General features: G+C 60.0%; 3 protein-coding genes. All 3 read left to right on the top strand.

What is annotated here, in order from left to right; all coding sequences use genetic code 11:
• The first annotated feature begins 162 nt into the window (after positions 1-162).
• The 3 genes from VPK24_RS07110 (at position 163) to VPK24_RS07100 (ending at position 26,176) form a co-directional block, all read left to right on the top strand.
• The gene (locus VPK24_RS07110) at positions 163-912 is read left to right on the top strand and encodes a 4'-phosphopantetheinyl transferase family protein (protein WP_393011682.1); all 750 of its coding nucleotides are present in this window, start codon (positions 163-165) and stop codon (positions 910-912) included.
• Positions 913-1,005: 93 nt separating this feature from the next.
• A complete protein-coding gene (locus VPK24_RS07105; RefSeq protein ID WP_393011680.1) occupies positions 1,006-9,591 on the top strand; it encodes an SDR family NAD(P)-dependent oxidoreductase in 8,586 nt (2,861 codons plus the stop codon).
• 1,516 nt (positions 9,592-11,107) lie between these two features.
• Complete coding sequence (locus tag VPK24_RS07100) at positions 11,108-26,176, top strand: SDR family NAD(P)-dependent oxidoreductase (RefSeq protein WP_393011678.1); 15,069 nt, start codon at positions 11,108-11,110, stop codon at positions 26,174-26,176.
• Positions 26,177-26,205: the final 29 nt, after the last annotated feature.

Here is a 26,205-nt window from a genome sequence, read left to right as displayed (position 1 = left end):
GCTCCTACGGCTACTAGCACCTTTTCAAGTACTCCGAGTTACTTTTCAAGTATTTTCTTAGATCATTCGATCAGTCGAACTCGATCAATCGAAATAATTTCATGAAAATTCTGGGCAAACGAAACGCTGAATCAAAGCCAAATTAAAACAGGGGCTGACACCATGCGATCGATTACTTGCCGATTTGAATGTGTGAATATTGCCAACTACGTTGACGTTGCACCCTATCGATCGCAACTGCTCTCGCCTGCGGAGTTGGACTATTTTGAAAAGTTGCCCGTTTTGAGGCGGCGAATGTCGTACTTGATGGGGCGAATGGCGGCCAAAGGGGCTTTGGTTCAGTTAATTGGGGATTGTGACTATCGATCGATCTCCATTGAACCGGGCAGCTTTGGGCAACCAGTGGTGCGGTATGGAGGGCAGGAGCCATTTGAGGTGAGTATCGCCCACGATTCAGGTCAGGCAGTGGCGGTTGCTTTTGAGGCGGGCTACCCCGTGGGCATTGATGTGGAAACCTTTAATCCCACGCTTTATCAAACCTTGATTGATGCGGTTCCAGATTCCGAAAAAAGTTGGTGTGACAAAACTTTTCATGAATATCCTCAATACCCTCAGCGTTTATTGGCTCTTTGGACATTAAAAGAAGCCCTATCAAAAGTGTTGCGCTGCGGCATGACTGTGCCGATGGAGCTGTTGTCGATCGCGAATTTGCAATGCATTTTTTCAAATCACTATCGAGCCAGTTTTCGACACTTTTCTCAATATCAAGCGCGTCTTTGGATTGCTGATCAAACTGTGCTTTCGGTGGTCTTTCCGCGACAAACGGAAATCAACTTTGATCCTTTTCAAAAATCATGGTTTAGCCAAAATGCTCTCAATTCAATAGTTGACTCATTCGACTTGGCGGGATGAGTTGGAAGCCTCATCCTAATCGCTCCAGTTGCTTCCATCGCTTCAGTAATGACTGCCTCACGAAAAATTAAAGCTGGTTTGAGATACCCCACCATGACTCAAGATATCGCTGTAATTGGTTTGGCTGGTCGCTTTCCTGGGGCGGCGGATATTGATGAATTTTGGGGCAACTTGGCGGCGGGCGTGAACGCGATCGGGGAAATTCCTCCCGATCGCTGGGATCACCAAGCCTACCGCGAACAAACGGGGAATAAATGGGGCGGTTTTCTAAAGGATTGGCGATCGTTTGATGCGGGATTTTTTGCCATTTCTCCCCGAGAAGCCAAATACATGGATCCTCAGCAGCGGTTGCTATTGGAAGTGGCTTGGCATTGTGTGGAAGAAGCCGGCCTGTCCTTAGCCTCGCTTCGTCAGCAGTCAACGGGGGTCTATTTGGGCGCGATGACCATGGACTATTGGCAAGTCACCACGGATCCCCAGGTGGAAGTTGATGGATTTTCGGGGTTAGGTAGCTACAGTTGCATTCTGTCGAATCGGTTGTCCCATGTGTTGGGTCTCAGCGGCCCGAGCTTGACCCTGGATACGGCCTGTTCTTCGTCTTTGGTGGCCATCCATTTGGCTCGACAGGCGTTGCTATCGGGCGAATGTGAATTAGCCTTTGCGGGTGGCGTAACCCTTAACCATCGTCCTTGGAAGCATCTGTCATTTTCCCGAGCAAGGATGCTGAGTCCAACGGGTCAATGCCGCACGTTTGATGCTCAGGCCGATGGCTATGTGCCCGGCGAGGGCTGTGGGGTGCTGTTGCTTCAGCCCCTGGAACGGGCGATCGCCCAGAATCGGCGGATTTTTGGGGTGATTCGGGGCAGCGCGGTGAACCATTCGGCGGTGGGCGAGTCCATCACAGCACCCAATGTGGGACGACAGGCCCAACTGTTGAAGGCGGCCTATGCCGATGCCCAAGTGGATCCGGCCACGGTGACCTATGTGGAGGCCCATGGCACGGGGACTTCCCTGGGCGACCCGATCGAGATGGAGGCCCTTTCCCAAGCCTTCCGCACCACGGCCAAGGCGATCGGCTATTGCCAGGTGGGTTCCGTGAAAACCAACATCGGCCATTTGGAAGCGGCGGCGGGAATTGCAGGGGTGATCAAGGTCTTGATGATGTTGCAGCATCGTCAAATTCCCGCCAGCTTGAACTTAACGACTCCCAACCCGCTCATTGACTTCACCACTTCTCCCTTTGTGCCAGCGGTGGCCCTTGGTTCCTGGGAACCGGCGGCGGCGGATTTGCCGTTGCGGGCGGGGGTGAGTTCCTTTGGTTTTGGGGGCAGCAATGCCCATTTGGTGTTGGAAGAGCCGCCCCGGTTGCCCGCTGTGGCCGAGGGAGCTGGATCGCCGTTGGCGTTGGCGACAGGGAACGCGATCGCGGGTCAAGGGGCCTCGGAGACGGGCGATCGGGTAACTGCCGTGATTCCCTTCCTGTTGTCTGCCAAATCAGCACGTAGCTTAGCTGCCTTGGTTGCCCAGTGGGGCCAGGAAGGGGCGCAACGGGTGGCCGCAGCCGACTTGGGGACGATCGCGGCGAACCTGGCCCTGGGGCGCGAAAGTTTTCCTTGGCGATTTGGTTGTTTGGCCAGTAGTTGGGCCGATGTGCAGCGGGCGTTGGCGCAATTTGAGCTGCCGTCTCAGCCCGTGGCGGCAACGGTGGAAACGCCTTCGGAGGCGCGATCGACCTTGGGCCGGCTGGTGCAGGATGCCGAAGCGCTCAAGACCCTTTGGGCATCAGTGGCGTTGCTGGAGGCAGATTGGGAATCGGTTTTGCAGGTGGCCCGCACCCTGTGGCGACGGCAAATGACCTTTACGCGCTTTGTGGAAACCTGGCGGCAACCGTTGGAGCAGGCAGGCATTGCCCTTGATTCAGTGTTGCAATCCCCATTGCAATCGAATGCACCTCGCCCAGAGCATCAAATTTTGATGTTTGTGGCCATTCGCAGCAGCCTGGCTCGCTTGTGCCAAAAGTGGGACTTGACCGATCGCTATCCCACGGGTTCGGCGGCCTTGGCGGAACTGGTGCGGGCCTTCACCATGGGCGTGCTGGATCCGGGCATGGATTGGCCGGTTCTGCTGTCGGGATCGCTGCCCGATCGCCCGCGCTCGGCGGCAGAGCTGCCCAAGGTGCTGGCTTCCGAGGATGTGGGAAATTCGGTACAGTCGGCCTTGGCGGCCTGGCTGGCGGGCAGCCCGGTGGATTGGTCAGTGCATTTCCCGGCCACCTATCCCAAATTGTCTTTGCCGCGCTATCCCTTCGATCGCCAGTTGTATTGGCTTTTTCCCAAAGCATCCGAGGGCGATCGGTTGGCTCCGTTGCCCGCTGCCCCGGTAGCCCGTGAGGTGCTGCCCTCCTCCGGGGCCCTGTCGGAGCGCTGGGAGCAGGTGTTTCCCGAAACCGATTTGGTGCTCCGATCGCACTTTTTAAATGGGCGCTGGATTGTGCCCGCCGCCAGCTTCATTGGCTTGGCCTGGGATGCGGTGACTCGATCGTTGGGGCGATCGCCCGGATTGCTGACAGAGATTACCTTGCACCAGGCCGTGGCCTTGGGGGTGGGGGATGCGGAGGCCGTGACCCTGGGGGCCCAGGTGGAGTTGCCAAATCGGGTTCAGGTTTGGCAGCGCGATCGACTGATTTTGAGTGCCACCTTTGCGGAGTCATCCTCAGGGTCGCCCCCCGATCAAGCTGCTGGGCGATTGCCCGATGCCCGTCCGGTGGGCCGTGATGGGGTGGGCGAGATTCCGGGAACGGCCATTTATGCCGCCTTGCGATCGCGCGGCTATCAGTATGGCAGGGCCTTGCAGGTGATTCACAAGGCCCAAATCACCGACGAAGCAGCCCTCTTTCAATTGCAAGCCTCCAATCGCACCGCCTTTTTGGATGGGATTTTGCAAGCGGCCGTGTATTTACACCAACAATGGTTTGCGGAACGGGGCGGCGATGCTCGAGATTTTGGAGACTTTGTCGTGCCGGGGCAAGTGGCGGGCTGTTGGTGGGGATCACAGTTGCAAGCCCAGTGGGAATCGTCATCCGCTGCCGCAATTGCCCCCACAGCATCGCCCGATCGATCCGACGATCCGGCGGCTGGCGAGCCTTCATCCTGGGTCACCGTCCGGTTTGAGCGCCAACAATGCCGGGTCCAGGCTACCGAAAGCCAGTTTTCAGCGATCGCGATCGGGACGGATGGCCACCCCCTGGCCGTGATTCGGGAGTTAACCCTGGCGGCGGCCCCCTTGCTTGCGCCGGAGGTGTCCTACTTTGAAACCGACTGGACTGTTTTGCCCGCCGCCACTGCATCCCCAACTCAGGCCACCGCCGCGCCGACGATCATTTTTGCCCAGGGGGCTGCTTGGGGTTTGGCCTTGCGCCAGCGGCTGCGATCGCAGGGGATTGAGGCTCAGTTGTGCCTAGCCGGTTCAACCTTTGAGGTTTTGGGCGATCGGGTTTGCCAGTGGGATTGGACTGACCCAGACCAAGTGCGCCAGGGTCTAACGCATCTGTTGGCTCCCGAGCAATTTCGGGCGATCGCAGGGGCCGACGCGATCGACTCGCTTCTTTCCCCAGCCCTGGTCTATTGGGTCACGGCTCCCTCGGAAACAGGGTCAGGCCATGGGCCCCGGGGCGATCGGGATTGGGTCACCCAAGCCGAAGCCGATTTGAACCAGGGCGTGCGCGGTTGTTTTCTGTTCTTGCAGCAGTGGGTGAAAGTGCACCCCGCCGCCCCGCTCCAGCTTTTGGCCGTGACCTTTGATGCTCAGGCCGTGACCCCGAGCGATCGGGTTTTGGGGTTTGCCACGGCGGGGATTGATGCCTTGGGGCGCACGGTGGCCCTGGAGTTGCCCCAAATCCGCCTGAAATCCCTGGACTTGGAGTTGGGACTAACCGTTGGGGAAGCCTGCGCCATGATCGCAGCGGAAGCGGCAACCCCTTGGGAGCACGATCGCGTGGCCTATCGCGGGGGCGATCGCTATGGGGCCGCGCTGCGGGAAGTGGCCCCCGGATCTGCGCCTCCCTTGCCGGTTTCCGTCCTGGAGCCGGGATCTTGCATTTTGATCACGGGTGGGAGCGGGGCCTTGGCCGCAGAAGTGGCCGAGGCGATCGCGCTGCAAACGGCCGTTCATTTTCTGTTGGTGGGTCGATCGCCCCGCCGGGCCCAAACCGACCAACTGATCGCCCTGCTGGAATCCTTGGGATCCACGGCGGATTATCTACAAGCAGACCTTTGCCAGGAAGCCGACCTCGATCGCCTCACAGGGATTCTGAAAACCACCCACCGCACCATTCACGGCGTGATTCATACGGCCGGGCAGTTAGACGATCGGCTGTTCCATGCCCAAACCCTCGCCTCCCTTGATCGGCTGATTGCCCCCAAATTCCTCGGGGCCTTGCGTTTGGAACAACGGTTACAGGATCAACCCGTGGCCTTTTGGTTGGGATTCTCCTCAATCACCGTGGCGGCCGGCAACCCTGGGCAGGCGAACTACGTGGTGGCGAATCGGCTGCTGGAAGCCTTTTGTGCCTACCGCAATCGCCATTGGCCCGGACACGCCAGGGCGATTCAGTGGGGCCTGTGGCGATCGCGCGGCATGGGAGCCACCGACATGCTGGCCGAGCGGTTCCAGCGATCGGGCATGGAACCCTTCAGCGCGGCGGCCGGTCGGTTTGCCTTCCTTGATCTGCTGACCAGCGATCGCCCTCAGCCCGTCCTGGTCACCGGTAAAGGCACGGATGCAACCATCTTTGAGCGCTTCTCCCGATCGCGCCCCGCCCCGAATGTGCCCCCAGAATTGCCCGCCCCCCTGACCCCGGCGGCGATCGCCCCATCCGCCCCGCCGCCCCTGCCCACCCCCTCGATCGCCACCATCGAGCAAGAATTGGCCGCCCTGGTTGCCCGCACCCTGAACACCGATCCCCAATCCGTGCCCCGTCAGGAAGGGTTTTTCAGCCTGGGTCTGGAGTCATTGATGATTGAGGAAATTGTGGCAACCCTCGAAAAGCAATATTCCGGCCTGCGGCCCACCGTCCTGTTTGACTATCCAAACATCAAAGTGCTGGCCAACCACTTGGCCCAGCTAACCGCGCCTGCTGGCTCAACCACTGCGCCGGCCACGCCATCTCCGGCGGCCCCAGTCCCTAGCTCGATCGCGCCAGCCCCCACCCAGGTCACCCGATCGCCCAATCCTGCACCCTCCCCAGAGCCGCAAGCTTTGGCCCCCAAAGCTCCTGAGGTGAAGGCTCCTGAAGTGAAGGCTCCTGAAGTGAAGGCTCCCGACACGGGAGCCGCCAATCCTCAGACCCCCATTCCCCAAATCCAGCCCTTGGAGTTACCCGATCGGCAGCGGCCCCCCGGTGGCTATGACATCGCGATTATTGGTGTGGATGGTTGCTATCCCCAGTCTCCTGACCTGGAAACCTTTTGGCAAAACCTGTATCAAGGGCGATCGTGCGTTACGGAAGTGCCCGCCAACCGTTGGGATTACCAGCCGTACTTTGCGGAAACCAAGCAACCCAATCGCACCTATGGCAAGTGGGGCGGCTTTATCCCGGGGGTTGAAGAATTTGACCCGCTGTTTTTTAACATTGCGCCCAAGGAAGCCAAGCAAATTGACCCCCAAGCGCGGCTGTTTCTCCAGTCGGTTTGGCACACGATGGAAAATGCGGGCTATGGCAGCCGTCAATCGCGCCGGGGAGAACGGGTTGGCCTCTTTGTTGGGGCCATGTGGCACGACTATTCCCACGTGGCGCGGGATTTAAGTTGGAGTGCCGATCAGCCCAGTGGTGCTGGGGCCTTGTTTTGGATCATTGCCAACCGGGTTTCCCATTTTCTGGATTTGACCGGGCCCAGTTTGGCGATCGATACCGCTTGTTCTTCGTCTCTGACGGCGATTCACCTGGCTTGCCAAAGTCTGCTGGCCGGTGACTGCACCATGGCGGTGGCCGGGGGCGTGAGCCTCACCTTGCACCCATTCCGCTATCTCTACCTCAGTCAATGGGGCTTTCTATCTCGCGATGGTCGTTGTCGCAGTTTTGGCGAAGGGGGCGATGGCTATGTGCCGGGTGAGGGCGTGGGGGCTGTGTTGCTCAAGCCCTTGGCCCGGGCCCGGGCGGATGGTGACTTCATTTGGGGCGTAATCCGGGGCAGTGGCATTAACCACGGGGGCCGGGTTAATGGCTTTACGGTTCCCAGTGGGCCAGCCCAAACGGAGTCGATCGAGCGATCGCTGGCGGCGGCAGGGATCCGGTTTGGAGACTTGCAGTATGTGGAATGTCATGGCACGGGCACAGTCCTGGGCGATCCGATCGAAGTGGGCGGGCTGGCCACTGTGGCCCAACGGCAGGGATATCAGGGCGATCGAATTCCCTTGGGTTCCGTCAAGTCCAACATTGGGCATTTGGAAGCCGCGTCGGGCATGGCTGGCCTGGCCAAGGTTTTGCTGGCCATGCGCCATGACACCATTCCCGGCACGCTGCACTGCAACCCGCCGAATCCCAATATTGCCTTTTCGGAACTGCCTTTTCGGGTTTCATCCCAGGCGCAACCCTGGCCTAAGGGCGATCGCCCCCGGTTTGCCTGCATTAATAGCTTTGGAGCTGGTGGATCCAATGCCCATTTAATTTTGGAAGATTGGCCAACCCTGAAGCCAAAAAACAGCAGTGCCGGCCCTTGGTTAATTGTCCTGAGTGCCCGCACGGTCAACCAACTCACGCAACAGGCCAGCCAATTGCATCGCCATCTGCGAACCGAGCGGCCGAGCCTCGATGATGTGGCTTGGACGCTGCAAGGGGGGCGCGAACCCCTCGCGGAACGCCTGGCTCTGGTGACCGATCGGCTAGATACCCTGTTGGAGCAGCTTGCAACGTTTCGCCAAGGCCAGCTCCCCGCTGGTGGATGGCGAGGCCAGGTGCTGGCGGGGGCCGACCCCATTCCCGCGCCCGTCTTGCCCGACTCTGGGATGCCCACGGCTGCAACGCTAGCATTACTCGCCCAGGCCTGGACTCAGGGGGCCGAAATTGACTGGAAACGGTTGCGATCGCCCGGGAGTCAACGGATTCCCCTGCCGGGCTACCCCTTTGCCAAGGATGCCTATTGGCTCACCAGCGCCGCGCCGCCGCCGTTCCCCCCGCAAGGGCCATCTCTAGCTCAAGCCCAAGCTCAGGCCCAAACTCAAGTCCAAACTGCGTCCCCAACCAGCTCGCAGCCCACGCCCCCATCGGCAGCGCCTTTGCCTACCGGGCGATCGACCGTTTCCGGCGATGACGAAGCGATCGCGATCGTTGGTATGGGCTGCCACTTTCCCAACGCCCAAAACCCCGCCGAATTTTGGGCCAACCTACTAGCGGGCCGCAGCAGCATTGAGGAATTGCCGCCCGATTTTTGGCATCGGCCCGCATCGCCGGAAATGTCACCGTTTTCTGACTTGCAAGGCACGATCGATCCCAACACCCCCAGCACCCCCCCGCGCTGGGCCGGTCGAATCACCCCCCGTTCCCTTTCTCAGTTTTCGGATCTCTGGCCCGATGGTATGACCCAGACCTTGGATCCGGGCAGCGCGGAACTGCTCAGTATTTTTGCGGAGACGCTCCAGGATGCTGGCTATGGCGTGGGAGATTGGCGGGGCAAGTCTGTTGGCTTATTTGTGAGCACAGGGGTCACATTTGCCCCCGGATTGGCCGCCCAATTGTTTGGTTGGCGAGGCCCTTCCTTGGTATTGAACGCTACGGATTCCGCCTCCCTCGGCGCTCTGCATCTCGCCTGTCAAAGCCTGCGCAGTGGAGAATGCCGTGCCGCCATTGTGGCCGGTTTGCACTTGCTGGAGGCAGGCCAGCTCTCGGCCAGTTGGGCGGCGGCCAAGCTCCTGTCCACCGATGGCCAGCACCGGGCCTTTGATGCAGCGGCCAAGGGCGCGGTACTCGGAGAAGGATGTGGAGCCCTGTTGCTCCGGCCCTTGAGCCAGGCGATCGCGGAGGGCGATCGAATCTATGCCGTCATTGAAAGTTCCGCGATCGCCCAAGATAGCCCTCCCTTTGGGCTACCCCTACCCACCGTCACCGGCCAGCAACAGGTGATTGAACAGGCTTGGGCCCGATCGGGGCTGGATCCAGCCACCTTGGGCTACCTCGAAGCGCACGGCTTGGCCACCCCCCTGAGCGACCCCGTGGAACTGAAGGCCCTTTCCCAGGCCATTCGCCAACACACCGCCGCCACCCAGTTTTGCGCGATCGGCTGCGTGAAAAGCAATATTGGCCATTTGTTCAGCGCAGCGGGCATTGCCAGCCTGATCAAAACCGCCCTGATTTTGCATCATGGCCAAATTCCACCCACCTTGCACTGTGATCACCCCCACCCGCGCCTGAACCTGGAGCAATCGCCGTTCTTTTTGGCGCGTCAGGCCCAGCCCTGGCCATCCCAGCACCCCATCCGCCGAGCCGCCGTCAGCTCCTTTGGCCTGGATGGCAGCAATAGTCATGCGATCCTGCGGGACTTTTCCCCCATGGCTGCCGTGGCTTCCGAATTGCAGATTCCCCAAGAATCCCCGTCCCGATCGGCCCCAGTGGCCGCCGGGCGATCGACTGCCTCGCCCTATCCTGCCCTGTTGAGTTTTCGGGAGTTGACGTTCAGTAAGGCTTGAGCGATTGGGACAGCAGCCAGCGGCCTTTGGTTCGATGGTTGGGCGATGTTTAACCGCAGATCACTAGGCGGTCAGAATTCGCCAGCCATGGGCCCCGCATCTCAGGCCATGCCGATCAGGCCGTGCCCGCCAGGCTGCGTCAATTCAGGCTGCGTCAATTCAGGCTGGGGCTTGGAAGATAGCTATTCAGATTCTCGAAAAGTCTCAACTCAAACAGGATCACAAATAGCCTCCTGATCTTTTCTCCTTTAAAAGCTATTGTGATCGCAAAACTAGGCCCCAAGAAATCCGGTGAACCTCCCTTGAACTTCCTTGTCATCTTTGCGCCATCCAGATTTTGAAAGAGATTGTATTGAAATTAACAAATCAAGGAACCCTCAGCGCTCAATGAAAATATTTGAGATTAATTCTGTGTAACTTTCAATACTTGCTATTGCATTGAAGTTGTTCTTCAAAAATTCAAGTTAAGAACCGTAAACAAGACTAAATTTTGGAGATGCCAAAATCCTGTAAAGCGAGCAATGCTTGGGTTTTGCCCTTTGCTTCCGCATAATCAGCCAAGACATATCATTTCTATAAACCGATCCATAAACATAATTTTATTATTGGATGTTTTGTTGCCAGGATTTCCTTGGTGACCCTATCATCGGCATTAAGGGGCGATGATATACTCGACAAAGGGGGTAACCACAGGTTAACGTTTGAAGTGCCACCAAGCTTTTACCGAAATTTCGTCCGATAGGTTCCTAATCGAAAATTTCGGTTATAGAATGTCTTAACGTCTTGTGGAAAATGCCTTTTGGTTCTCAGGTGAACTAATTGGGTATTCACTACCAATGACCGATCAAGGACAATAGGCCTTGGTACAGAAAAGTTTGCTGCTGAGAAACTGTATAACACTGAACCAAATTCAGAAATTTTACCCAAAGAACCAAAATTGCTTTTGTTTATTTATCAAAAGCTAACGTCAATTAAGGCCTGATTTATTCGCTCTTTTTTTCGAAAATTCAAGATATTTTGTCGTTTTCAGGCATTTTCTGTACTTTCAAACCTTGGCTTTTGGGAGAGTGAATTCGTTTTAGCTTGATTTTGACTAGCGAACTGATCTCGAATTGGCACAATTTTCGCTATTAACACGATTGTTGATCAATTGTGGCTAGGTTGTTAAAATCAGCCGATCTCAGAGCTTCTATAAAATCTTGAGCCTGGTCAATATTCCTGAAAGATTGAGATTCAAAATCCTTCATGACCAATGAATGACCTTAATCAAAGTGCTGAACAAAGTTATCAGGTTGATGTTCAGTTCCAAGACCCTGTTATTCGTGATTATTGCGTTTTTGAGCAGCCAACACTACCGCTTAGTTGCTTACTAGATCTGATCCTTCGAATTGCGCTCAGTCGTAAGGCGGAACTAAACGAGGATCAAACAGAATTAGTCATTAATCATTTGTACTATATCAGCCCAATCGTGCTTGGGGGGTCTCAGAAGCGTCATTTGCGAGTGGTATTTCAGCCCATGGAATCGGAGGCTCGAATTACCAAAACTCGAATTACGGTGACCAGTGCTGGAGCAGATCAAGATGCGAAAGATCAAGACAACGGGCCAATTCATTTACATTGCCAGCTTGAAACAAAAAAGCTAACAGCGGAGAGGCCTGCTCGATCGGCTTTGCCCCTATCTTTGCTGCGTAATTTGGATAGTTATGAGCCTAGCGATGCCTGGCCACATCGGATCGCAGAATTGCAAGAATTGGGCTTGCAGTTAGGCGAGTTTTATCAAGGTCAAGGCGCTTTGTGGCGAACTGAAGAATGGCTTGTGACCCGGTGGCAACTTAGCTCACTGGCAGAGGGATATGGTCACAGTTTTCTGCTGCATCCGGCTTGGCTCACGGCGGCGATGCTGATGCCGGTGGGCGAGGGGGCGATGGGGCGGCGGGGGATTCCGCTGGTGTCGGCGGTGGCTTCCTGTCGGGTTTGGCTGCCGGGGGTTGCGATCGACTATGCAGCAATACCGTTGCCCTGGTCGCAAGACCGTTTCGATCTGCTGTTGTTGGCGGCTGATGGTCGATTGGTGGCATCGCTGGGGGGGTGTGCTTTGTCTTGGGTGCAGGATGGTGCTGATTTCCTGGGTCGATCGGGGCTGGCGGCGGGGCCCGGCCTTGATCGCCTATCTGGCTCACTGGGGGCTGGCTTATCTCGGTCGGTCACCCTCACCTCGGCGGATTCGATGCTGCGAGATCATCAGGTGCGATCGCTTGGGGTGGTTCCGGGGGGCTATTTCTTAACGATGCTGTTGGCGGCTGGGGCCGCCGGAGTGCCTGCCACATCCCGATCGCAGTGGCGCGATGTGCGGTTTTTGGCCCCGGCGGTGGTCGATCGCGACCCGCTGACCGTGATGTTGCAGACCGGTGGCCAAGGGGCCGAAGGGGAAATTTTCCAGATTGTGGATTCGGCGGGCCAGGTGTTTTGTCGGGCCACCTATGGGTCGGCCAAGTCAGCCCAAGCTCCGGCACTGTTGGAGCAAGCACCGGAGTTGACCGCCCAGACCATGGCGGCGGCAACGGTTTACGACGCGATCGCCCTGCGGCAATTTTTCTTGGGTCGAGGGTTGGACTATGGCTTCAGTTGCCAATGCTTAACCCAAGTGACGGTTTTGCAGGACTGGGCTTGGGGAGAGGTTCGGGAAACGGGGGGCGAAGACTGGGCGATCGTGGATGCGGCGTTTCAGGTGGCGGCCACGTTGTTGGCGAATGGGGCTAGTCCAGTGGGGGCATTACCCAAGCCGGTCGATTCATTGGATTCCCATGCCCCTCAACGGGAACCGAAACCAGAGCCGCCCTTGGAGCCGTTGTTTGTGCCCTACGGCATCGATGCCTGTTGGTTAGATGGCTCGTTGGTGGATGTGCGGCGAATTGGGGTGCGTTGCACCCATCGCCGATCGCGCGGTGGGCAATTTGATCTGATGGGCTTGGATCGCCACGGCCATCGAGTGTTTCTGATTCAAGGGGGGCGGTTGCAAACGGCCCAATGGCAACCCTCACAAGGGCAGCAACCGGCTGTGCCCGAGCCAGCCCAGCCCGATCGGGAACCCCCCCCAGAGCCGATCGACCAAGAACCGTTGCGATGGTTCCAACCCCAATGGCAACCTTGCCCCGCCCCGAACCTTGCCAGCGGAACGGTGCTGGAAGAGGCGGGCTGGGGTCTACTTTGCTCCGCTCAGGGGCCAGTTCCGGCGGTGATTCGCGAGGCGGTAATCCTGGCCCACCGGGGACAGGTGCTGGAGCAATGGCCCGATCGCCCCGATTCCGCTCCGACCATCACCACGGTTTGGTATTGGCCCGCGATCGGGGAGGAAGGGCCGATCTTGCTATGGCGGTTCCTAAAAACACTTCAGGAGCGATTCCCCTCCCCAACGCCCTTAGCGCTACGGGTGATCACAACGGGGGCGGCGGCGGTGGAACCCACCGAAACCCCGCAACCGGATGCGGCGGCGATCGTGGGCTTGCTGAACAGTTTGGCGGCGGAGTCTCCCCATTGGCAGGTGGGCCATGTGGATGTGAATGAGACGTGGCTGGCTAATGGCCAAGCGTCCTCCCTGCTGGCAGCTTTGATGGTTAATCTGTCGGCGACTTCCCAACGTTGCGAGCTGGCGCTGCGATCGAGCGGTCTCTATCGACGCGACCTGGTTGCCATCCCAGCCCCCCCCACGCCTGCAACCCCATCGCCCTTGCCCCTCAGACCCGGCGGGGTTTACGTGATTGCGGGTGGTGCAGGGGGGATTGGAGCGGCCCTGGCCCAGCGGTGGGCCGCCAAGATCCCGGGGCTGCGGTTGGTGTTGTTGGGACGGCGGCCGTTGGATGCAGCGATTCAAGAACTCCTGCAAGCCCTGACCACCGCCGGAGCCACGGCCACCTATGAGGCGGTGGATATTACGGATGTGGCCGCGATCGAGTCCCTGTTTGCCACCCTGCGATCGCGCTTTGGCGCAATCCACGGCGTGATTCATTCTGCCCTAGTGCTGCGGGATGGCCTGTTGGCACAAATGAGCGAGGCCGACTTTCAGGTGGCTTTTGGGGTCAAGGCCGCAGGCATCCGGGCCTTGGCCCAGGCCACGGTTCTCGATCGGCTGGACTTTTTCGCCTGTTTTTCGTCCTTGAATTCCTTCCTTGGCAATGCGGGCCAGGGGAATTACGTGGCCGGCTGTGCCTACCAAGATGCCTACATGACTCAGATGCAGCGGCAACGCCCGGCGGTTCACTGGGTGGTCTGTAACTGGGGCTACTGGGGCGAAAGCGGCCGAGTCACTGCGCCCATGTATCGCAAGCGGCTTCAGCGGATGGGGATTGGGGCCATTGGCACGGAAGAAGGCCTGGCCGCCTTTGAACAACTCCTGGCCAGCGATGCGACCCAAGTGGCCATCTTTCGAGGCACTGATGCCCTTTGCGATCGGCTTGGTTGTGTTGCCCGATCGCCTGAAGCCAGCGAGTCAGACCCGATCGCGCCGGGCCGCTCGTCACCGGCTGAGGTCACTACCGCCGCTGCCATTGAGGCCTTTTTGCAAGGGTTTGCGGCGCTGGATCAGTTGGCGATTGCGGGGCTGAGGCAAATTGCAACCCGCTTACCTGCTCAGGCGGTGATCCCTTCCCTCCAGCGTCTTTATGAGCATCTGGGAACCCTGCCGCCCACGGCCTGGGAAGCGCAAGATCCAGCGGCTCAAAGCTATCGGTTACGTCAGCAGGCCCAACAGGCTCCGGGGGTTGACCCTTGGTTGGCCCTGCTCGATCGCTGTCTTCAGCACTATGAATCGGTGCTGCGAGGCGAGGCGATCGCGCCAGAGGTGCTCTTTCCCGGTGGATCCTCAGCCCTGGTGGAAGCGGTCTATCAAGGCAATCCGCCGGCTGATCACTTCAGTTACCAGATGGCCACCCGCATTCAGCAGCGAATGCAGCAGCAGGATGGCCCCCTACGCGTTTTGGAAGTGGGCGCGGGAACAGGCGCTTCAACCACAGCCATTTTGCGGCAGCTTCAGGGCCAAACCGATCGCCTGGATTACTGGTTCACCGACATTTCCCCCACCCTAGTGCGGAGTGCAGCCAAACGCCTGGGGCCCACCTATCCCCCGCTGCAGTTTCACACCCTTGATCTTGAGCAGCCGATCGACCCGGATTTGCTGAACGCCTTCGATGTGGTGGCCGCTACCAACGTGATTCACGCCACCCGCAACATTCACCATTCCCTCACCCAGTTGGGGCAATTACTACGGCCCGGGGGCTTGTTGCTTCTGAATGAGCTGACCCAAAGCTCGCCTGTGTTGACTGCCACCTTTGGTCTGATGCCCGGTTGGTGGTTGTTTGCGGATGAAACCGAACGGATTGCCGGGTCTCCGCTATTGACGGCTGATCGGTGGCAACTGTACCTGACGGCCACCGGTTTCGGGGCGGTGGAAATCAGTGAACTCCCCGCCAACCCGGTTTATGGCCAAGCCTTGCTCAGTGCTGAGAAGTCCCCGTCAGCTCTTCCAACCTCACCTCCCGTCACCATGGCAGCACCCCCAGCCCCCGATCGTCCGGAGATTGTTAGCGCCTTGAGTTCCCCGATCGCCCCATCTACCGCCAATCCCATCACCCAACCCACGGTCAACATCGGTGATTTGGAAGTCCAAATTCGCGGCTTGGTGGCGGATTGTTTGGAAGTTGCCCCTGAGGAAATTGAAGCGGAGGGGCGGTTTGCGGACTATGGCTTGGACTCGATCAGCGCTGTGGATCTGATTCGATCGGTCAATCAAACCTTTGGGTTAGAGTTGCGCACCACTGTGCTGTTTGACTATCCCACGGCCCGCAGCTTGGCCCAGCACTTGCAAACCCTGCCCAACTTGCAGGCTCCGTTGGAGTCGGTTCCCGCCGCCGTTGCGCCGCCAAGCTTGGCAATCCCCAACCCCCTCGCTGCCCCCGTTGCTTCGGTTTCCCCTGCGGCCCCTGCTCTCCCCAGCCTGGATGGGTTGGAAACCCAGGTGCGGGGGTTGGTGGCGGACTGTTTGGAAATTGCCCCCGAGGAAATTGAAGCGGAGGGGCGGTTTGCGGACTATGGCTTGGACTCGATCAGCGCTGTGGATCTGATTCGATCGGTCAATCAAGCCTTTGGGTTAGAGTTGCGCACCACCGTGCTGTTTGACTATCCCACGGTGCGCAGCTTGGCCCAGCACTTGCAAACGTTGCTGCCGGCGTTGCTGCCGATGGTTGTTGCACCAACGGCTGATCCGGTTGCCAGTCAGTCCAACTTCACGCAGTCCAACTTCACGCAGTCCGATTTTACGCAGCCCAATCCAGAAACTCGCCCGGCCGCTGGTTCCCCGATCGCCCCGCCCAGCCCTGATAACAGCCCGCCGGTCAACGTTCCCAGCCCGACCCCCGCCCGGTCCCGGGCCGCCCGATCGACCGCAGCAGCCATTCCCGAAGTTGACTTCTCATCCCTGACCTTCCCCAGAGCCGTTTGGTTAACGCAACCCGGCTCCGTGGCCCAAGTGCAGTGGCGATCGCAGCCCATCACCCCTCCGGCGGCGGATCAGGTGCAAATTGCCGTGCGAGCCGCCGCCCTCAACTTTGGCGATCTGCTTTGCATCAAAGGTCTCTATCCCACCATGCCGCCCTATCCCATGACTCCGGGGTTTGAGGTGTCGGGGGAAATCATTGCCCTGGGGGCCAATGTCCAAAACTTCCAAGTGGGCGACGAGGTGATAGCGCTGCTGGGGGAATCCTTGGGCGGGCTGGCGGAAATTGTGAACGCCGATGCGGTGCTGGCGGTGCGCAAACCCGCCACCGTCAGCCACGAAACCGCTGCGGCCTTCCCCGTCACTTGGCTGACGGCCCACCAAGCCATTGAGCGGGCCCGGCTGCAACCGGGGGAACGCATTTTGATCCAAACGGCGGCGGGGGCCACGGGGCTTCATGCGGTGCGTATGGCCTTGGCGATCGGGGCGGAAGTGTTTGCCACCGCTGGCAGTGCCCATAAGCTGGATTATTTGCGCCAAGTCGGGGTGCATCACGCCATTGCCTATCGAGACCTGGACTTTCAGACGGAAGTGATGCGCCTGAGCGAGGGGCGCGGGGTGGATGTGGTGATTAACACCCTGGCGGGGGATGCGATTCCCAAGGGCTTGCGGTGTTTGGCTCCCGGTGGGCGCTACGTGGAACTGGCCATGACGGCCTGGAAAACGTCGGCCGCCCTGGATCTGTCCACGTTGGTGGATAACCAATCGGTTTTGAGCCTGGATTTGCGGCGGTGGTTCCTGCGGCGATCGCCCGAAGTGCCCCTGGCTCTGGAGGAAATGGCCCAGGCCTTGGCCCAAGGGGCCGGCGAAGGCATGGTCGATCGCACCTTTTCGCTGGCGGAGGTGCGATCGGCCCTCGCTTACCTGGAAAGTCGGCAAAGCATCGGCAAGGTGGTGATTACGATGCCTTCGCCCCCCGACCCCAGCGCTCGTAACCTGCGCCGAGGTTCCGGCAGTGCTGCCCTAGAAGGGGTGATGGAGGGGGGCGATCGCGCGGCCGATCGCGCCATGCCCGAGCCGATCGCGATCGTGGGCATGAGTGGCCGTTTCCCCGATGCGCCAACTCTCAACGACTTTTGGCAAAACCTGCAACGGGGGGTTGGATCCTGTGGCGCGGTTCCCCCCGATCGCTGGGATCCCGAAGCCTTGGCCACCCAAACGGGCGATCCGGACTACCACCACTATTGCCGGTTCGGAGCCTTCTTGGATCGGATCCACGATTGGGATCCGCTCTTTTTCCGGATCACTGGGGCAGAAGCGCAACTCATGAGTCCCGAGCAGCGGCTGTTTTTGACCGAAGCTTGGCAAGCCTTGGAGGACGCGGGCATTCCCGATCGGCAGCTCAACGGCAGTGATTGTGGCATTTTTGTGGCCGCCGGAGCCGGGGACTACAGCCGCTGGTTGGAACAAGGGGGCGTGAATCCCGATGGCCATGTGTTGATTGGCAACAATGTGGCTATTTTGGGCGCTCGACTCGCCTACTTCCTGAACTTGCAGGGGCCCTGCTTAACGGTGAACACGGCCTGCTCCTCGTCCTTGGTCGCGATCGATCTAGCCTGTCAGTCCCTGCGATCGGGGCGCTGTCAAACCGCGATCGCCGGGGGAACCTTCATCATGCACACCCCCCAATTCCATTTGCTGTGTGGTAAGGCGGGAATGCTGTCGCCCTCGGGTCAGTTGCGGGCCTTTGCGGCCGGAGCCGATGGCTTTGTGCCCGGTGAAGGAATTGCCGTGGTGGTGCTGAAACGGTTGCGGGATGCCTTGGCCGAGGGCGATCGAATTCATGGGGTCATTCGGAGCATTAGTGTCAACCAAGATGGCTTAAGCAATGGCATTACCGCCCCCAACAGCCAAAGCCAAAGCGCCTTGCAACGTCGGGTCTATGCGGAAGCCGACATTGACCCGGCCACCATTACCTATGTGGAAGCCCATGGCACGGGCACAGCCCTCGGGGATCCCATTGAGTTTGAAGCGATCACGCGCGTCTTTCGGGAAAAGACGGAAGCCAACGAGTTTTGTGCCCTTGGCTCCGTCAAAACCAACATCGGTCACACCGTCTATACCGCCGGCCTCGCAGGCTTGCTGAAAGTGCTGTTGGCCTTTAAGCACCAGCAAATTCCCCCGTCCTTAAACTTCGAGACCCCCAACCTGGATATTTGCTTGGCGGACAGTCCGTTTTATGTGAATCGGGAACTGCTTCCTTGGCAACCGCCGGCCGGAATCCCACGCCGGGCCACGGTCAGTTCCTTTGGCTTCAGTGGCACGAATTGCCATCTGGTGTTGGATGAGCCGCCGGCCGTGAACTCGGCCCGCCTCAATCCGACCGGTCATGCCCCGATCGCGGAGTTGTTTGTGGTTTCGGCCAAATCAGAAGCCGCCCTGCAACGGCGGTGTCAGGATTTGGCAAATTTCCTGACGGCTAATCCGCAATTGTCGCTCCGGCGTTTGGCGGCTAATTTGGCCACGCGCCGCAGCCACTTCCGTTACCGTGTGGCTTGGGTGGCCGATCAACCGGCCACGCTCCAGACCTATCTTCTGGCTCAGACGACGGCCCCTTGCGCGGAAGTGGAGCCGTCGGCGGCCCCGATCGCGGCGGCGAGCCTGTTGGCGGGAGCCGCGATCGCCACGGGAGCCGGCCGCTGGCAAGTGTTGGAGTCTTTGGGCGAACTGTATCGAGCGGGCCATGACCTGGATTGGGAACGGCTCTATTCCAAGGCAGTGGCCTATCCCCTGGATTTGCCGGCCTATCCTTGGTTGCCGGTGCGCTGTTCGCCGCAATTTGCCCAGGCCAGTTCTTTGCCGGGGGCCTCTGGGGCTGAGGATGGCGCAAGGGATCAGTCAGCCGATCGCCCCGTTGATCCGCCCGTTGATCCACCAATTGATCCAGCCGCCCATCAGTCAGCCGATCGCCCTGTTGATCCACCAATTGATCCAGCCGCCCATCAGGCAGTCGATCGCCCCGTTGATCCACCAATTGATCCAGCCGCCCATCAGGCAGTCGATCGCCCATCCCCAGAACAAGACGCCGCCTACATTGCCGCCCTAGCCCAGGTACGGCAACTGCTCGCCACAACCTTGGCGATTCCCCCCGATCGCCTCACTCGCTTTGAGCCTTGGAATCGCTTTGGCCTGGACTCGCTGCTGATCAAAAAACTCAATGCCCGGTTGAGTCAAACCTTTGGCCCAGTGCCCCCGAGCCTGTTCTTTGAGCGGCGAAATCTGCATGAACTCACCCTGTTTTTGCAACAGACCTATCCTGCGTCCTTTGCCGAATCCGTGGCTTGGCCTGAACTGCCCGATTTAACCGGATCATCGGAACTGCCGAAGAACCAAGACCCCCCAAACCCGCCTCCAGCAACCCCAGGCATGGGGACGCATACCAATGGGGTGCATGAGGCTAACGGGGTTCCCCTGAACGGACTGCCCGAGACCAACGGAACCCAAGCCAACGGAATCCATGAAACCAATGGGACTCACGCCAAGGCGATCGCGTCCACCGAACCAAACCCCCAGGCGGAACCCGCTTCCCGATCGTTAGAGATTGCCGTGATTGGTATGGCGGGACGCTATCCCGGTGCGCCAACGCTCCAAACGTTTTGGCAGCAGTTGGCAGCGGGCCAGGAAGCGCTCCAGGAAGTGCCGCCCGATCGCTGGAACCATGACCTAATCTACGACCCGAATCCCCACAACCCCACCACCAGCTACACCCGTTGGGGCAGTTTTTTGGATCAGGTCGATCGCTTCGATGCCCTGTTCTTCGGCATTTCTCCCAAGGAAGCCGAGGTCATGGATCCCCAAGAGCGGCTGTTTCTGGAAGTCTGTTGGCATGCCTTGGAGGATGCGGCCTACGCACCATCTCGGTTAATGGACAGCCAAGGCCAAGGGCCCAAGGGCGGGGTCTTTGCGGGCGTGACTTGGGGTAGCTATCAATTACTGGCCGCAGAAGCTTGGGCCCAAGGGCGGGTGGTTTCCGCTGGCCCTTCCCACTGGGGCGTGGCCAATCGTGTTTCCCATGTGCTGAATTGGCACGGCCCGAGCTTGACCGTGGACACGGCTTGCTCGTCGTCCCTGGTGGCGGTGCATTTGGCCTGTGAAGCCATCCGGCGTGGGGAATGCGACTTGGCCTTGGCGGGGGGCGTGAATCTTTATCTGCACCCTTCCAAGTTTGTGGCCATGAGCCAACAGCAGTTTGCCTCCCGGGATGGCCGCTGCCACAGCTTTGGAGCCGGAGGTGATGGTTATGGGGCCGGCGAAGGGGTTGGGGCGGTGGTTTTGAAGCCGCTGGCCCAAGCGCGAGCGGATGGCGATCGAATCTACGGCATTATTCAGGGTTCCAGCGTCACCCACGGGGGACGCACCCATGGCTACACCGTGCCCAACCCGGTGGCCCAGTCGGCGGCGATTGCCCAAGCGCTGGATCAATCGGGGTTTGCTCCCGAAACCGTCAGCTACATCGAGGCCCATGGCACGGGTACGGAATTGGGCGATCCGGTGGAGATGGCGGCCCTCAGCCGTGTGTTGGGGGGCAACCGACCCAACCCCTGCGCGATCGGTTCCGTGAAGTCCAATATTGGCCATTTGGAATCCGCTGCGGGCATTGCGGGCCTGATCAAGGTGCTGTTGCAGATGCAGCATGGGCAGTTGGTTCCGTCTCTCCATGCGGATCCTCCCAATCCCGCGATCGCCTTTGCGGAGATGGGTTTTCGGGTGCAGCGACAGCTTGCGCCCTGGGTTCCCGTGGCCGGCGTGCGGCGGGCGGGCGTGAGTTCCTTTGGCGCAGGTGGAGTTAATGCCCACCTGCTCTTGGAATCGGTGACGGATGCCCAAGACCAGCCCTCGGGCCCAGTTCCCACGGCTCAGACTGCCCAAGTGCTGATTCCCCTGTCGGCGGCTAATCCCGATCGATTGCGAGTTTTGGTGGCGGATCTGGAAGCGGACTTGGCGGCCCATCCCGATCGACCCTTGAGGGCGATCGCGGCCACCCTTCAACGGGGTCGTGAACCCTTGGGAACGCGCCTGGCCGTTGTCACCCAGTCCGTGGAACAGTTGCGGCAATCCCTGCGATCGTGGTTAGCCGGCCAACCCGATCGATGGACATTTAGCGGACAACTGCCCAGTCAGCGGATTCAGGCTCCTCCCGCTTTGATGCACGATCGCTGTTCCGTGACGCAAACGTTACTGGAACAAGGGGATTGGCTGGCCGTTGCGCCCCGGTGGGTGGACGGAAACGAGGTGTCCTGGCCGGCCGTGGGTGAAATCATTTCCCTGCCTGGTTACCCATTCGCTCCGGAGCGGCACTGGTTGTCCGCCGGAGAGCCAATGCGCCGCCCCCAGCGCCCGGAACTGCCCGCTGTGGAAGGGGTTGTCCTGGCCCAACGGGTTTGGCGGAATGATGTTGATGTTAATGATGTTGATGTTCACGATGTTGATGCTCTAGGGATTGCTGGCCGAGGGGCGATCGTCCCCTCCGAGCCGATTACCTTGGTGCTGAGTTGCCCCGAGGGACAGGCGGCGGCTTGGGCCCAAACCTTACGGCATCGGTATCCCGCCGCCACCGTCATCCAAAATCCAGCGCCTAGCCAGCCCTTGCCCCCGGGCCCCCTCCAGGGCTGGTATGTGGGGAGTGGTGATGAAACCGAGAGCCTGTTGGGCCTCCTGCGATTCAGCCAGACCTTCAGCCAAGGACTCATTGACGATCGCCCCTTGACCCTGGTGGCGATCGCCCCTAACCCCACCGCCGCCATGCAGGCCGCCTTCTTGCGCACCCTGGTGGCGGAATATCCCCACTGGGCCGCGGTCTCCCTGGCGATCGCGGAACTGCCCACCGAGCCGGCCTTGGCTTGGCCCCTAGAAGTTCCCCTGCCCTGGCCCCATCCCGGCCAGGCACGGGAGCTGGCTCTGCGCAATGGTTGCTGGCAAGAATGCCGGCTGGTGGAAATTGCCCTTGATCCTTCGGCCCCATCGGACGGCCGATCGCCCGGGCCCGGTTGGCGCAAAGGGGGTGTTTATCTGATCACCGGGGGCTTTGGCGGCCTGGGTCAACTCCTGGCGCGGCATTTGGCCCGGGAGTTCCAAGCCCGCGTGATCCTGCTGGGTCGCCATCGGCTCGATCGGGAACGGGTGCGCTTCATCCAAGAGATCCAATCCTTGGGAGGCGAGGCCATTTATCTGAGTGCTGACCTCACCTGCTCCGAGTCCCTGGGCGAAGCCCTGCGCCGGGCCCGCCAACGCTTTGGCCCCCTCCAAGGGGTCATTCATGGAGCCGGGGTCTTGGCCGATCAGGCCATTGCCCTGAAGGATGAAACCTCGTTCCGGCAGGTGTTGGCTCCGAAGGTGACGGGAACGCGCCGGTTGGCGGCGGCCACGGCCACGGATCCCCTGGACTTTTTCTTGCTGTTTTCATCGTTGGCCAGCGTCTTGGGTAACCCCGGCCAGGGAGACTATGCGGCGGCTAATGCATTCTTGAATGAGTTTGCGGCTCAGGATCCTCGATGCTGGGTGATTGGGCTGCCCCTGTGGCAGGACGGCGGAATGCGGATTCCTGCCGAGCACTTGCACCACCTACGACAAACCACGGGGCTGGCTCCGATGCCGACGGAGGCGGGGTTGGCGCTGTTGACGGACTGGCTGGCTGCGGGCCCAGCGGCGTTGGTGGCGGCCTGGGGCGATCGGGCGTTGTTGCGCCGGTTTTTGGGCCTGGAATCGCAACCGAAATTGCAACCGAAATTGCCATCAGCACTGCAATCCACTGCTCGATCGGGTCTGGCATCCAACCCTCAGCCAACCCAAACCCCAAACCATGCCCCAAATCATGGCTGGAGATCCCACCCGGCGGCGGCTCAGGAGTCATTGCAAACGGAGCTACGAACCCTGTTTGGTCGGGAGCTGAAAATTGCCCCCGAACGGCTGGATCCGGAAGCGGGGTTGGATATCTACGGGCTGGATTCCGTGGCGGTGCGGCGATTAACGGCGCAGCTGGAAACGCGGTTTGGCCCCTTGCCCAAAACCTTGCTCTTTCATCACAGAACCCTCCGATCGCTGGCGGAACACCTCCAAGCGCGATCGCCCCAACCCGCGATCACCCCAGTGGCCACCAATGCCAACCCCGACCCACTGCCCTTGGCGGCCGCTCCCGTCGATCGGGAAGCCACCCCGGAGCCGATCGCCATCATTGGCTGCCATGGCCGTTTTCCCGGCGCAGAAACCCTTGATGACCTTTGGACGTTGTTGGTCCAAGGGGGCGAGGCCATCACGGATGTGCCGCCCGATCGTTGGGATCATTCCCTGTTTTATGACCCCCAACCGGGGAAATTGGGCAAAACCTACGCCCGCTGGGGGGGCTTTTTGGATCAGGTGGATCAGTTTGACCCGCTCTTTTTTGGCATTACCCCTAAGGATGCTGAGTTGATGGATCCCCAGGAGCGACTGTTCCTCGAATCCGCCTGGTTAGCTCTGGAAAATGCGGGTTATCGCCCGGATACCCTCGATTCGGACGATCCCGATCGCCCCCATGCCACCGGAGTTTTTGCCGGAGTGACCTGGGGCAGCTATCACCTGCTGGCCTTGGATGCTTGGCGTGCGGGGCTGCCCAGTTTCCCAAACTCGTCCTTTTGGTCGGTGGCGAATCGGGTGTCCTATACCCTGAACCTGCAAGGGCCCAGTATGCCCGTGGATACCGCCTGCTCTGCGTCCCTCAGCGCGATTCATTTGGCCTGCGAAAGCCTGCGCCGGGGGGAATGTCAACTGGCGATCGCTGGGGGCGTGAATCTCTATCTGCACCCCGTGAAGTATGTGCAAATGGCCCATCTGCGGTTTGCCTCAACCGATGGGAAATGCCGCAGTTTTGGGGCCGGTGGCGATGGCTATGTGCCCGGCGAAGGGGTGGGCACGGTGATTCTGAAGCCCTTGGCGGCGGCCCTGCGCGATCGAGACCCGATCCAAGCCGTCATTCGGGGCAGTGCCATGAATCACGGGGGCAAAACCAATGGCTACACCGTTCCCAATCCCCAAGCCCAAGCCCAAGTGGTGCGCCTGGCGTTGGAACGGGCCCAGCTCGATGCCCATCACCTGTCCTACCTGGAAGCCCATGGCACAGGAACCGCTCTCGGCGACCCGATTGAAATGGATGGTCTGCAACTAACCTTTGCGCGGGATGCCCAAGTGCAGCCCGGTCATTGTGCGATCGGGTCGATCAAATCCAACATTGGTCACCTGGAATCGGCGGCGGGCATTGCGGGGCTGTGCAAAATCCTGCTGCAACTGCAACATCGCCAATTGGTGCCCAGTTTGCATTCCGATCGGCCCAATCCAGCGATCGACCTTGCGCACAGTCCTTTCCGGTTGCAACGAACCCGATCGCCCTGGGAGGGGCCCAGCCCGCGCCGTGCGGGCCTCAGCAGCTTTGGCGCAGGTGGGAGCAATGCCCATCTGATTGTGGAGGAAGCCCCCGCCACTGTTCGATCGGGGTCAGAGTCGCCGCAATCGGCACCGGCGGAACTGATCATTCTGTCGGCCCGCACGCCGCAACTGTTGCGGATCACGGCCCAGAACCTCGCGAACTTCCTCCAGAACCATCCCACGGTCAACCTGGCCGATGTGGCCTTCACCTTGCAAGTGGGCCGGCGACCCGCGGCCCATCGATTGGCAATTGTGGTTGATTCGATCGCCCAATTGCAGCGGGCTTTAACTGCCTATGGCCAAGGTCAAACCCAGGACGATGGCACAACCAACCGGTGGCTAGGTGAAGTGCAGCCCGGTCAACCCGTTCCGCCCCCGCTAACCGCCGCTGATCTCGCGGATCGGTCTGACCTAGCCGCCCTTGCCCAGCATTGGATCCAAGGCGGCTCCGTGGATTGGACTGCCCTGCCGCGGCCCGTTCCGCCTGTGCGCCTGGCCCTGCCTGGATCGCCGTTCGATCGACGACGCTGCTGGATTCCTCTCCCCGCGACGGTTGCGCCGTCATTAGCTCCCGAGGGATTGGCCCCTGAGAGATTGGCCCCCGAGTCGCTCCCGGTGTTGCCGGACATGACGAATGGGGAACAGGCCCCCGCACCCGATCGTGCCTGGGGCGTGAGCCAAATCATTGACTCCCATCACCCGATCGCCCAAGAGCACCAAGTCAGCGGCCGCCCCACCTTGCCGGGATCTGCCCTGTTGGATCTGGTGGCCGAGACCATTCGCCAAGGGAACGGGGCCACCGCTTGGGGAACCGTCGGCGGGTTTGCTGAGGTTACCTGGATGCGCCGGGCCGAAGTGCCAGACCAGGGCCTGACGCTGCGAGTTGCCTTGACCGCCAGCACCGATCGGATTCGCTTCACCGTGGAGAATGCCCAAGGAATCGCCTATGCCTCGGGTCAGGCCCTCCGGGCGATCGAGCGGCCCCCTGCCCTCCCCGCCGAGTTTGCTGATTTGTTGGGAGCCAAGGGGCAACCGCTACCAATTCAGGAGTTCTACGAAATCTTTGACCAAACGGGTGTGGCCTATGGGCCCAACTTCCGGGGCGTTCAGCAAGTTGAATGGCTCCCGGGCGGCACGCGGGCCCAACTGGCTATTCCGCTTCTCGCCGCGCCGATTTTCAGCCCTATGGCCCAACGGCTGGACGCGGTTTGGCAAACGGTACAGGCGGAATTGCAACGCCAGAGCGATCACCATCAGCTCTGGCTGCCGTTCATGGTCGAGTCGGTGCAGTGGTTTGGCCCTTGGCCCGCAGCCGGAACGGTGCTGGTTCGATCGAGTCCCCTCGGTTCAGCTTCGTCCATAGCGGCTGATGAACGGGCCCTGCGGCGGTTCCACTTGGCCCTGCTGGATCCCCAAGGGCAGTTAGTGGCGATCATCCGCAACTTCTGTGTCAAGGCCGTGAAGGCCAACAGCGCCGTTCAGCCGGTGCAAGCGGTGGTTCCGTCGGCCCTGCCACCCCCCAGCCTGGAGCGGGAATTGCTCACAGTGCTCGCGGAACTGGCCCAAGGGGAGCAATCCCTAGAAGAAACCGATCGCCAACTGGCAACCCTTTTGAGTCGTGCAGTCAAGATAGAGCCGTAACCATGAACCGGGTCGAGATTTTAAGACAA

The sequence above is a fragment of the Limnothrix redekei LRLZ20PSL1 genome, from assembly GCF_043235035.1.
In the GTDB taxonomy this organism is placed as follows: domain Bacteria; phylum Cyanobacteriota; class Cyanobacteriia; order CACIAM-69d; family CACIAM-69d; genus CACIAM-69d.
The sequence above is the reverse complement of the archived record's forward strand: the minus strand, read 5'-3'. Positions and strand labels throughout refer to the sequence as shown.

Coding starts and splice junctions, on each gene's coding strand:
- VPK24_RS07100 (WP_393011678.1), top strand. CDS start 11,108: ATGGAATCGGAGGCTCGAATTACCAAAACTCGAATTACGGTGACCAGT.
- VPK24_RS07110 (WP_393011682.1), top strand. CDS start 163: ATGCGATCGATTACTTGCCGATTTGAATGTGTGAATATTGCCAACTAC.
- VPK24_RS07105 (WP_393011680.1), top strand. CDS start 1,006: ATGACTCAAGATATCGCTGTAATTGGTTTGGCTGGTCGCTTTCCTGGG.